The organism is Myroides odoratus (genome assembly GCF_965118575.1).
GTDB classification, from domain to species: Bacteria; Bacteroidota; Bacteroidia; order Flavobacteriales; family Flavobacteriaceae; genus Flavobacterium; species Flavobacterium odoratum_B.
The window spans coordinates 1-12,932 of sequence record NZ_CBCPHW010000013.1; the positions used below are offsets into that span (position 1 = coordinate 1).

A 12,932-nucleotide genomic window follows, 5' to 3' on the forward strand; every position below is an offset into this window, starting at 1 on the left:
ACTTTTTAGCCAACTGTCTAATAGGAAACCCATTACAAATGAAATTATTTTTGAAAACTATACCCCAAACTACACTTTATTCAAAAGAAGACCCGCTTTTTGATGCAATACTGAGTTTTAGGTAGATTTATGCCTTTTTTACTGGTTTTTATTTAAACACTCAACGCCAAGCATTTAAGCTTTTTCACCTTTTATATAAGGCTATAAAAAAAGAGGCTGTCTACCGACAACCTCTCTTCTAAACTCAAATATATCTATTAAAAAATCAGTAAAGGAGCAATAAAACCAACACTTAATCTTCCTGTATTGTAATTTTCTTGTCCTAAATGCTCTTTAGCATAACCTGAATAATTATAATATCTACCAACATAGGATGCGTAGAAGCGAATATTCATATTTTTAAATGGCAAATATTCTACTGTAGGAATAAATCCATAACTAGAACGAATATGACTAACACCACTATTTTCGGATACCAAATTTTTAGCATATGCATTATTACTCATTAAAGTCAACGTTACATTAAACTTTGGAGCGACTAAATACTCTGCTTTAATCCAGTTTTCCAAATAAGATACATTTTGTTGTACAGCAACCTCATCACCAGGAAGCATACCTGTAATAATACCTTTTCTATCTAGTCCTTCATTGCTATATTTAAAATCGTACATGAATTTAAATTTACCATCTTGGTATTTATTACCTAAAGAATAATAATTCATCCCACGATCTTTAGCTTCTTGAAAATAGCTGTAACTATAAATAGTTTCAAATTTCCCACCAAAGAAACTACCTCTCCAATTTGTTACAATAGCCATTGGAGCTTTTGATTTTTCAATTCCTTCTGGCATCTGTCCTTTATATACGTCTTCAAAATTTGAAACACGCGAATTTAAAACTTGTAAACCAAAAGCGTGATTTTTCGAAACCTGATGTGTTATTCCCACCCCTGTTAAGAAATTATCTGCATATTCAAGGATATCGTTATATTCTAAAATATCGATTGGATTCAAATCAAATTCATATCCTCCCCAATCTGCACTCATTTTACCTAAGTTCAACTGTGTTTTAGGAGATAATAAAACACCTATATAAGCCATATCTGTAGAACGGCTAATATTATCTCTACTTCCAGGATCTGTACTTTTCGTATAGCGATCTCTAAAACGAAAATAAACTTTTTCGTGAATTTTTCCTTTAATTTCTAATCTAAATTGGTTATTACTAAATTCTGACTCTTGAAATTTCCCATCGTGAAAAAAGTTATCATTGGCAAAATGCATATTAAAGATTAGATCAACGTTTTTCAATAAATCAATTTTCTCAACTGGTATTAAGGGGGTCGAGAGTGAATCAACACTTGTTTGTGTTTCTTGTGCAAACATTCCGCCTTGCACAACTAACATGAGGATTATAATAATTCTTTTCATAGCTGTATGTGTATTAAGGTGTACGTGTACTAAAGTAAAAAGGATCCTAACAAGAAACCTGTTGCAATAGCAACGACAATAGCTACTATTCCAGGAATCATAAAACTGTGATTGACTACAAATTTTCCGATTTTCGTACTTCCTGTTCGATCAAAATTGATGGCTGCTAATAGCGTTGGATACCCTGGCAAAACGAAATCTGAATTTACAGCAGGAAAAATTGCTATTAAAGCTGGGTTTGAAACTCCTAAAGCCATACCTAGAGGCATCATCGTTTTGGTTGTTGCGGCTTGACTGAACATCAATGCACCCAAAATAAAAACGGCAATAGCAAAAGTCCACGGATATAGGGTTACAATATCACTAAGGAAACCTTTAATTGCTACTTCATTATGCGACATAAATGTTGCGCTCATCCAAACTACACCAAAGACAGAAACTACTGCAGTAGCCATAGAAGAGAACAAGCTCACTTTCGTTACATCAATAGCACTTGTTTTTGTAATTAACATCATTAAAGCAGATGCTGTTAAAGTAATCATACTGATTACACTCACCATTTGAAGTTCACCATTTGCTTTCACTACTAAACTAGCTGCACCTGGTTCGAATTGCGGTAAAAGATGTGGAAAAGCTCCTGCAACAACAATCAATAAAACAGCAATACCAAAGATTACTACAGATATTTTTGCTCCTTTTTTCAATGGTTTTTGATTCCCACTTGCATCTTCATCAGAGTCTAAGCTTTTGGCAAACTCAGGGTCTTTCATTTTTTCGATAAAAATTGGATCATCATTTAGTTCTTTTCCTTTACGCAACACAACTAAACAAGTAATAAGTATACCTACTAAACAAGCTGGGATACAAATTTTCATAATGTCAATTAAGGCTCCTGGGTATGCTAAAATACTAGCTCCAGCAAAAGCTGCCGTTGCCGCACTCATTGGACTTCCTGTAATAGCTAAATGTGACGCAATCACAGACACACTCAAAGGACGTTCAGGTCGAATTCTCTTTTTTGTTGCAACCTCAGCAATAATAGGTAGCAAAGAATATAGCAAGTGCGCTGTTCCTGCAAATAGACAGAAAAAGTATACCGTAAACGGTGCGATAAAAACAATATTAGATGGATTACTGCGGATTACTTTTTCTGCTAATCGCACTAAATAGTCTAATCCTCCACAAGCTTGTAACGTAGCTGCTGTAGAAACGATAGCCATAATCACTAACATTACATCAATAGGTGGGTCTCCAGGTTTCATATTGAATATGAAAACAAATATTAACAAGCCGACCATCCCCATTACTCCTAATCCGATTCCTTTCATTTGGGAACCGATTAATATCATGGCAATTAAAATTGCAAATTGAATCAATAACATAAAACTCGATTTTATGATTAGGATACTCACCTATAGGCACAAAAAAGGGAGCAAACAACTATTTTGTTTCATTTGCTCCCTTTCATTATTTTTCTTATAGACGAATATCTATGAACTTTAATACGTAAAGAATAGTTCTTGTAATTCTTGTTGATTGCTTGTTTTAGTCAAAGCAAGCATCAATAGAACTCGTGCTTTTTGCGGATTTAAATCATCTGCAACTATAAATCCGAGTGCCTTGTCATCTATTTCATTAAACAATGTTACTCTTCCTGAGCCTGCTCTTGCAGATCTACAAACTACCACTCCTTTTTTTGCTGCATTTTCTAAGGCTTCACCAACTGGAGCGTTGAAGTTACCATTTCCCATTCCAGCATATACAATTCCTTTCGCACCTTCTTCTACAGAAGCATTAACTGCTTTTGGACTCGCATCTGCATACCCGTAGATAATTTCTACTTGTGGAAGTTTTTTCAACCCTTTGATATCGAATTTTTGTTCTGGTGAGCGAAGTGTTTTATAATAATATGTTACTTTTCCATCATAGATTAATCCAATAGGACCAAAATTTCTAGATTTGAAGGTCGCCATATTTGTTGTTACCGTTTTTGTAACATCTCTTGCTGCATATACTTCTTCATTCATGGCAGTAACTACGCCAACTTCTTTACTATTGGGAGAAGCGGCAACCATAACAGCATCTAATAGATTTCTATTTCCATCTTGGCTCATTGCTGTTGAAGGACGCATTGCTCCTACAAGTACAACAGGTTTAGATGATTTAACTGTTAGCTCTAAAAAATAAGCCGTTTCTTCTTGTGTATCTGTTCCATGTGTTACAACAACACCGTCAGCCTCATTTTTCTCAAAAATCTCATTGATGCGATTACTTAACTTTAACCAAGTATCCACATTCATATCTTGACTTCCGATTTGGGCAATTTGTTCACCTTTGATTTTAGCGAAATCATGCATTTGAGGAACTGCATTTAGCAAATCGTCAATTGGCACTTTACCAGCAGTATAAGCTGCTTTGGTAGAAGATTCACCCGCACCCGCAATTGTTCCGCCGGTTGCTAAAATAATTACACGAGGTAATTCTTTGGTTACTTGATTATTTTTTTTGGTTTGTGCTTGTACCTGAAAAACAAGTAATACAGCAAACAATACATTGATAATCTTTCTCATAGTAGGGGATTTGATTTAGGATACAATTAATTTTGGGTGAATTAGATTCTCTAAAGAATACACTTCATCCCATTTTGCTTGTGTAATAAGTTTTCTTTCTTCCACAACAATTTGGTGTACACTTTTACCTGATAACAACGCTTCACCTGCTACACTTGCACAAGCTTCATAGCCTAAGATTGGGTTTAACTGCGTTACAATACCAATACTATTCATTACTAAATTTGCACAATGTTCTTCATTAGCTGTAATATCGACAATACACTTTTCAATTAAAGTATTCACACTATTACCTAAATATTCCAGTGAAGTAAATAAAGCAAATCCGATCACTGGTTCCATTACGTTTAATTGCAATTGACCCGCTTCTGCAGCCATTGTTACCGTTAAATCCTGTCCAATAACATAGAAACACGTTTGATTTACTACTTCTGGAATAACTGGATTTACTTTTCCTGGCATAATAGATGATCCTGGTTGACGTGCAGGAAGATTGATTTCGTTAAATCCAGTGCGAGGGCCTGAACTTAATAAACGCAAATCGTTACATATTTTTGAAATTTTAATCGCTGCGCGTTTAATTGTACTCATAATTTGTACATACGCTCCAGTATCACTCGTAGCTTCAATTAAATCAGGAGATAAAACTAAAGGCAATCCTGTTTCTTTTGCTAAATAACTTACACATAATTCAGGATATCCTTCTGGAGCATTTACTTTAGTACCAATAGCGGTTGCTCCCATATTTACTTCTAAGATCAGGCGTTGTGCTTCGCGCAAGCGCAATAAATCTTCTCCAACCGTTGTAGAAAAAGCGTGAAACTCTTGTCCTAAAGTCATAGGTACAGCATCTTGCAATTGCGTACGTCCCATTTTCAGTACCGTTTTAAATTGCTCTCCTTTTGCTGAAAATGCTTTTTCTAAGTTTAAAATAATTTGACAAAAACTGTCTAATTTGTAATATAGAGCCAATCTAAATGCTGTTGGATAAGCATCATTTGTTGATTGAGAACAGTTTACATGATTGTTAGGATGTACATATTGGTATTCTCCTTTTTTGTGTCCTAAATGTTCCAAAGCTACGTTGGCGATTACTTCATTGGCATTCATATTTACCGATGTACCCGCACCACCTTGAATTAAATCACTTACGAATTGATCGTCGTATTTTCCTGCAATTACTTGATCACAAGCAAAACAAATAGCATCTGCCACTTTCGGATCTAAAACGCCACAATCTTTATTCGCTAATGCTGCCGCTTTTTTAACTTCTCCTAAAGCTTTGATCAATCCTTTTTCTTGGCTCAAAGTGATTCCAGTGATTGTAAAATTTTCAACTGCGCGCAATGTTTGAACACCGTAATATTTATCATTTGGAATATCTAATTCACCTAAAAAATCGTGTTCTCTTCTTGTATCTTTCATATTATTAAATTTTTATATTATATTATTCGCTTAACCTAACTACTGCCAGCGCTTTTATTTCTTTTATAAATCAAAATTACGACTAGAAAAAAAAATAGACTATGATAAAAACATGGGATTTGTTTTATTTTTTTTACTTATATTAATGAGATTAAAAACGCTTTATTAAATAAATCACAATAAAAGAGTTTGTTTCTCTTTAACAAATAAAAACAATATTCAAAAAGAATCTAAAATTCATCCATACTATTGTTCAGAATCTTAAAAAAAGCACAAATGACTAATCAAATATATAAAAAAATACCGTTCGTATTTTCTTTTAGCATACCATATTATAAAAATAATATAATTCGCATTTTTTAAATCAAAAAGGATATTTTTTAAAAAAATATCTTCTTTAAAATTCCTCAAAATTGGATGTCTTATTATTTCAGGACGAGACAAGAGTCCAAAAAAAAGTCTCATAAATAAATGAGACTTTTTTTAAATTCTAAATCGCGTGGTAACTTGTCCTAATCGTTTGGAAAAAGTATTCATCAACGTAGAGTAATCAATAATAATACCGAGTATCTCAAAAGCGCGCTCTTGTTCTACCCCTGTTAATTTACTTTTATACTTTTCGATAATGGAATTCACTAAGTACATACGCAACGTCAAGATCGTTTCTGTTGTGTATTGTGCAATTCCATCTTTTTTCTGCTTAACAAAAATATTCTGCGACTCCCATTTGTGAAGATTTTCCTTTTCCTCCTCCATTAATATGGTAGTGACTTCTCCAGATAATTCCTTATCTAATCGCTTGAGATAATCTTCTAAACTCCAAACACTATTGTGGTAATAGTCCATAATATCCTTATACAACTTTTTAAAAATGGGATTTGTTAACTGAACCTCATCTTCTTGCAGGCTTAAATAGATTTTTTCATAAACTTTTTGCACCGCTTTGTGTTCTACCTCCACCACTTCATTCTCTTCGTTCGTTTCAAATATCAATTCAATAAATTGTTCTTCTTCATTGCCATACAACAATAAAATTTCGATAATTCGCTGTTCTAATAAGAATAAAGCATCAACCGCTCTATTTGGGGTTTGCTTTTCTGCATGCGCCACCTCCATTTGCTTGCGTTCTTGGCTGAACTTTTTATTGGCATCTGCTAACTCTTTCTTGCTAATCTGCGCCAATGAACTAAAGATTACCTCTTCTGAGATATCCATGATACGAGAACACTCCTGAATGTAAATCTCTCTTTTAATTGGATCCGGTATTTTGGAGATACTCGTCACCATATCACGAATAATATCTGCTTTTTTGATTGGATCACCTTTCACCTCTTCCATCAAAGCATTGGCTTTGAAACGGATGAAGTCAGTGGCATTGGTTTCAAAATAGGCTTCTAATTCTTCTAAAGTATGTTTACGCGCAAAGCTATCAGGATCTTCTCCATCTGGTAGTGAACAAATACGCACATTCATTCCCGCCTCTAGAATTAAATCTACCCCTCGAAAAGAGGCTCTAATTCCCGCAGCATCCCCATCAAAAAGCATAGTAATATTTTGTGTCAAGCGACTAATTAGTCGAATTTGATCAGGTGTTAATGCCGTTCCAGAAGAAGCTACAACATTTTTAATTCCTGTTTGATGCATTTGAATCACATCTGTATATCCTTCTACTAAGAAACAGTTATCCTTTTTGGCAATTTCTTGTTTAGCATGAGAGATTCCGTATAACACCTTACTCTTGTGATAGATATCACTTTCTGGTGAATTGAGGTATTTGGCTGCTTTTTTATCATTGGTTAGAATACGTCCCCCAAAACCCAAAACACGCCCTGACATACTTTGGATTGGAAACATTACGCGTCCTTTAAATCGGTCAAAACGCTTGTCATCCTTAACAATCGTCATTCCCGTTTTCTCTAGATATTCAAGTGAATATCCTTTTTTTAAAGCCTCTTCCGTAAAAGCATCCCATTTATCGGGTGAGTAGCCTAATCCAAAATTTTTAATGGTGTCTGAAGTAAATCCTCTTTCTTTAAAATAAGACAACCCAATTGCTTTTCCTTCTTCGGTTTCTACTAAAATACGCTCAAAGTAATTCTTTGCAAATTCTGAAACGATGAACATGCTTTCCTTTTCATTGAGTTGTTGTTTTTCTTCATCGCTTTGTTCCGTTTCTTCTATTTCAATACCGTATTTTTTTGCTAAATAGCGAATGGCTTCGGGATAAGAAAAATGCTCGTGCTCCATAAGAAAGCTGATGGCATTTCCACCTTTACCCGAACTAAAGTCTTTCCAAATTTGCTTTACTGGTGATACCATAAAAGAAGGCGATTTTTCATTTACAAAAGGACTCAAACCTCTGTAATTAGCCCCTGCTTTTTTTAGGTTGACGAAATCGCCAATTACCTCCTCTACACGAGCAGTATCAAAAACAGTATCAATGGTATTTTTGGAAATCATAATTTACTTTTGTTCCACAAAGATAAAAAAAGAAGTTGCTTTATGGTAAAACAACTTCTATTGGTTTGTAAATGATTGGGTAAATCCTCTGTTCTTAACATTTGGTGCATTATATATCAGCTCGTATCCCCAGTGACCACATATTTTGTTTCACACTATTGTTTTTAAAGAAAGGTGTTAGTTCATATTGGAATTGCAAAGCCCAAGAACCATAGCCGATAAAAGTACCAACTCCAAATCGCGTTTTATTAATTCCCAAATCTCCTTTTTCATCTACTCGATATTGCACGCCATCTTCTCTATAGCGATATACTTGATGTCCTTTGCTTTTATTATTGGAGATATTTACATATCCACCAATTCCCGCTCGCCAAGAATCCTCACTCCTAAAATATTTTTTGCCTGTTTTTTCGTCAATCTTCGGTTTGGTGAAATCAAATTCTAAATAAACAGGAATCTGAAAACTAGCAATAGCCAATCTCGATTTACGCAAGTTCTTTTCATGTTCTACTAATACGGTTTCTCCTTTTTGTACTTCAAAATAGCGATGTCCCGAAGATTTTAAATTATTTGATTCTCCAACAATACCGTAACGCAAATACAACAAGCTATTATTCTTTAATAAACGCGTTTTTAAATAGAATCCTCCTTGAAAAAAATTAGATGGGATATAGCGAATATCTGAATTAGCAAAAGCCCCTTCAGTAGCTAGATTGCTCATCCCATAAACAATACCTAAACGAAACGTGGTTCTTTTTTCACTGGTATACGTTTTATCCTCCTCTTTATAATACTCTTGAGGCTTTCCGATTAGAATACTTGCTATTCTTTTTGTCGTATCCGCTACTTTGAGATATTCGCCATATCTCATAGCATAATTCACTCGACTTTGTACGGCATTTGTCAAGCTATCTTGCATTCGGGCGACCTCTTTTTCAATGCGTTGTGAAGTTTCTTTTGCATATTGACTTTTCCATTTTTGCCCTACTTCTTCAAGCATCACATGGGTATCTACTAAATTATTGATAGAATCAACTTTTATTCTTAACTGCTCTTTTTCTTTTACCGTTGTATTTTGAATTTCAACTGAAATCTGACTAACCTTATAATCAAAATTCTTCAACGACGCCTCTGCTTTTTTTGAAACCTGATCTTTCTCTTCTATTTTTTCACTTTCACGAATTACAGTAATTTGTGCATAAGTGTGTCCAACACACAAAAGAGAAAAGCACAGGCCTATATATTTTATCTTATTTTTCATATCTACTATCTGATAAGTCTACTACTGCTTTTCTAGCCGTATCTATAATTTTTTTTACTTTTGTTTCTCTATATTCAATTTCAATCTCACCTTCTACTTGATCTAAAAGATTATCACTGTCGACTATAATTTTCTTTTGCGGTTTTCTCACCCAAATTTCATCAATAACAAGTGAATCAATACGCTCTTTTTTGTATTGAACTTGTAGTGGAATTTGAATTTCTGCAAGCGCAGCTTGTTTGTCTCTACTACTTCTTTCTACAATTCCTTGCTTTGAAACCGTAATTGGAATGAGTTTTGTAACTCCTTTATCCGTTTCTTCTGCTCCTTTTTGTATTTCTTGTGGACGAGTTTCCTCTATCGTTAGTTGTTTTTCTTGCATTAAAAAGTCAGTCGTTGGCAACTGTATTGTTTTGTCTGTCTTTAAAAATAGTAGTCCTAAGATTCCGCCTACCACTAAACAAGCGGCTAATCCCATCCATTTTGTATAGTTCAATCTTTTTATTTTCTTATTGCGGTCATCCAATTGCTTAGACAATTTATTCCAGGCTGCTTCTGAAGGAGCAATCGCACGTTCTTCTGCTTGCTTTTTCCAGTTTTGTTCTATTTTACTCCATTCCATAAACCTTTATTTTTTAAATTCCCTAATTGTTGTTGTAATAACTTGCGTGCTTGTGCGAGTTGTGATTTAGACGTTCCTTCGTTAATTTGGAGTAGCGTTGCAATTTCTTGATGTTTATATTCTTCTATTACATATAAGTTAAATATTGTTTTACATCCTTCTGGTAATTGATCAATCATCAACTGAATATCTGCCAGAGAAAGATCGCACGCATATTCTTCTTTTGCATCTTCTATATAAGCAAAATCATCCTCTAAGTAGGTTAGCTGTTTTTGTGTTCTGAGAAATGAGATTGATTCATTGACCATAATACGTCTAATCCATCCTTCAAAACTTCCTTTACTTTCGTATTTATTCATTCCCGTAAATACTTTCATAAACGCAGTTACCATAACATCTTCTGCATAGTGTACATCCTGAATGTATTGTCTGCATACGCTCAACATCTTCCCAGACAGCAATTGATATACCTCCTGCTGGGCAGTTCGTTTTTCACGCCGAAGATCGTCGATGTAGTCGTCCAGTTTTTTAGGATATAATCGTATCAATTTCATGTTAATTTGGTTTCGCTAATTTCTAAATTTTAATTTCTTAAAACTCGCGTTTGAATAAATTATGCTAAAAATTGAATCACAAAAGAGAGAATGGCATCGACCAAACTAATAATAAGTAGTAATAATCCTTTCATAATGGGTTGATTTTTGGTTCATCTATTACATAGACGCAACAAGTAGTAAAAAGGTTGGGATGAAAAGTGATTTTTTTTTGTTTTTTTTTCTATTATAGGTTTTACAAGGTAAACCTAACTCTAATAGCGCGCATCAAATCCCTAAAATGTTATTTTAGGTGTACTCAGAAAGTGCCCAAAACAAGAAAACCTCCATATTTGGAGGTTTCTGTACAATTTAAACCTGTTGATTATTCCTAGAACTTAATCAACAGAGCTAAAAACATAGTGCGAGTACAACTATTTTTTTATTTTATTTTTTGCGTTCGATTACGTAGTTCACCATAGTAATCAACGCTTCTTTAAAAGGAGAGGTTGGAAAATCTTCTAATAATACGAGAGCTTCTTCTTGATAGGCTACCATTTTTTGCGTAGCATAGGTCAAGCCACCCGCTTCTTTCACATAATCAATTACTTCTTTTACTCTTCGCTTATCTTCATTGTGATTTTTTACAGAATTAATTAACCATTTGCGCTTTTCTTTAGAGGCCGTATTAAGAACATAAATAAGCGGAAGTGTCATTTTTTGTTCTTTAATATCAATTCCTGTAGGCTTGCCTATTGGTCCATCCGTATAATCAAACAAATCATCTTTAATTTGAAAGGCCATTCCTATGACTTCTCCAAATTTGCGCATTTTTTCGATTAACTCTGTTTTATCCGGTTGAACAGATGCAGCGCCTAAAGCACAACAAGCGGCAATAAGTGTAGCCGTTTTTTGGCGAATAATTTCATAATAAATCTCTTCCGTAATATCTAATCGACGTGCTTTTTCTATTTGCAATAATTCACCCTCACTCATCTCTCGTACCGCTACTGAGATAATACGCAATAAATCAAAATCTCCGTTATCAATAGAAAGTAAAAGTCCTTTTGAAAGTAAATAATCCCCTACAAGAACGGCAATTTTATTTTTCCACAAGGCATTTAACGAAAAGAAACCTCGGCGTTTATTGCTATCATCTACCACATCGTCGTGTACTAAGGTAGCGGTGTGAATAAGTTCAATCACAGAAGCACCGCGATAGGTACGCTCATTGACTTCCCCCTCGTGAACCATTTTTGCAACGAGAAAGACAAACATAGGACGCATTTGTTTTCCTTTGCGATTTACAATATAGTAAGTAATTCGGTTTAAAAGAGCAACTTTTGTTGCCATTGACTTATGGAACTTCTTTTCAAAGAGTTCCATTTCCGTCTTTATCGGTTCCTGTATTTGCTGTACAATGTTCATTCTAAACAAATTTAGGACTTTTTATGTGATACCCTACAATTCTAACGCATATCCTCAGAATAAAAAAACACTTTCTTTCATTTAGTGTATAGTACTTAAGATTTATTAGCTAATTGACCACAAGCTGCATCAATATCTTTTCCTCTACTGCGTCTTACGACTACCGTAATATCATTGCTTTCTAAGGCTTTTATATAGTTTTTTATAGCTTGATCATCGGCTTGTTGAAATTCGCCATCATCAATAGGGTTGTATTCAATCAAATTTACTTTACTTGGCATTTGCTTACAGAATTTGACAAGGGCATCAATCGAAGCTTTATCATCATTAATTCCCTTCCACACGATATATTCGAAAGTGATTCTGCTTTTTGTTTTGCTGTACCAATATTGTAGTGCATCGCGTAAATCAGTCAAAGGAAAGTTTTTAGAAAAAGGCATGATTCGATTGCGCGTTTCTTCAATCGCGGAGTGTAGGGAAACTGCTAATTTGAATTTCACCTGGTCATCTGCTAGTTTTTTAATCATTTTTGGAATTCCCGACGTAGAAACGGTAATGCGTTTAGGTGACATCCCCAATCCTTCGTCTGAGGTAATTTTTTCGATTGCCGCTTGAACATTGTTGTAATTCATCAAAGGCTCACCCATCCCCATAAATACAATGTTGGATAAAGGACGTCCGTGATTTTTACGGCTTTGTTGATCGATGGTCATAACTTGATCGTAAATTTCATCTGGATTTAAGTTACGCATGCGTTTTAATTGTGCCGTAGCACAAAACTCACAGTCCAAACTACAACCTACTTGAGAAGAAACACAAGCAGTAGTACGGGTTTCTGTTGGAATTAATACCGACTCTACAATTAATCCATCGTGTAATTTTACGCCATTTTTAATAGTTCCATCCGAACTAATTTGCATATTATCCACTTGAATATGATTAATTACAAAGTGATCTTCCAACATTTGACGCGTTGATTTAGAGAGATTACTCATATCTTCAAAAGAATGAGCTCCTTTACTCCATAACCACTCGTACACCTGATTTCCTCTAAATGATTTATCTCCTTGAGAAATAAAAAAATCTCTCAATTGCTCTTTCGATAAACTTCTTATGTCTTTTTTCTCTACTTGCATGGTGCAAATTTACTTTTTTTACTCGAATAATTGACATCTGTATTTTGAGATATAAAAAAGGATTTAA

Annotated in this window: 10 protein-coding genes; all 10 read right to left on the minus strand. The window is 34.4% G+C overall.

Annotated features, from left to right (window positions below; translation table 11 throughout):
- Positions 1-257 precede the first annotated feature (257 nt).
- Positions 258-1,430: a porin gene (locus tag ACMHJ2_RS11560; protein ID WP_413513015.1), complete on the minus strand. Its 1,173-nt coding sequence runs from the start codon at positions 1,428-1,430 to the stop codon at positions 258-260.
- Positions 1,431-1,459: 29 nt separating this feature from the next.
- A complete protein-coding gene (locus tag ACMHJ2_RS11565) occupies positions 1,460-2,812 on the minus strand; it encodes an anaerobic C4-dicarboxylate transporter family protein (RefSeq protein ID WP_413513016.1) in 1,353 nt (450 codons plus the stop codon).
- A gap of 117 nt (positions 2,813-2,929) precedes the next feature.
- Complete coding sequence (locus ACMHJ2_RS11570) at positions 2,930-4,000, minus strand: type II asparaginase (protein ID WP_413513017.1); 1,071 nt, start codon at positions 3,998-4,000, stop codon at positions 2,930-2,932.
- Positions 4,001-4,015: 15 nt separating this feature from the next.
- Entirely contained in the window at positions 4,016-5,425 is a 1,410-nt protein-coding gene (gene aspA / locus ACMHJ2_RS11575) for an aspartate ammonia-lyase (RefSeq protein WP_413513018.1), read from the minus strand.
- A gap of 483 nt (positions 5,426-5,908) precedes the next feature.
- Positions 5,909-7,885 carry a DNA primase gene (gene dnaG / locus ACMHJ2_RS11580; RefSeq protein ID WP_413513019.1) on the minus strand — a complete coding sequence of 659 codons (1,977 nt, stop codon included), beginning with the start codon at positions 7,883-7,885 and terminating at the stop codon, positions 5,909-5,911.
- A gap of 109 nt (positions 7,886-7,994) precedes the next feature.
- Positions 7,995-9,146, minus strand: a complete 1,152-nt coding sequence (locus tag ACMHJ2_RS11585; RefSeq protein ID WP_413513020.1) for a hypothetical protein — start codon at positions 9,144-9,146, stop codon at positions 7,995-7,997.
- Entirely contained in the window at positions 9,136-9,768 is a 633-nt protein-coding gene (locus ACMHJ2_RS11590) for a hypothetical protein (RefSeq protein ID WP_413513021.1), read from the minus strand. The genes ACMHJ2_RS11585 and ACMHJ2_RS11590 overlap by 11 nt, the downstream gene beginning before the upstream one ends.
- Positions 9,750-10,322: an RNA polymerase sigma factor gene (locus tag ACMHJ2_RS11595; protein ID WP_413513022.1), complete on the minus strand. Its 573-nt coding sequence runs from the start codon at positions 10,320-10,322 to the stop codon at positions 9,750-9,752. Before ACMHJ2_RS11595 ends, ACMHJ2_RS11590 begins: the two co-directional genes overlap by 19 nt.
- Before the next feature lie 426 nt (positions 10,323-10,748).
- Positions 10,749-11,729: a polyprenyl synthetase family protein gene (locus tag ACMHJ2_RS11600; protein WP_413513023.1), complete on the minus strand. Its 981-nt coding sequence runs from the start codon at positions 11,727-11,729 to the stop codon at positions 10,749-10,751.
- A 95-nt stretch (positions 11,730-11,824) separates the two neighbouring features.
- On the minus strand, positions 11,825-12,865 hold the full coding sequence (rlmN, locus tag ACMHJ2_RS11605) for a 23S rRNA (adenine(2503)-C(2))-methyltransferase RlmN (RefSeq protein ID WP_413513024.1): 1,041 nt from the start codon (positions 12,863-12,865) through the stop codon (positions 11,825-11,827).
- Positions 12,866-12,932 lie beyond the last annotated feature (67 nt).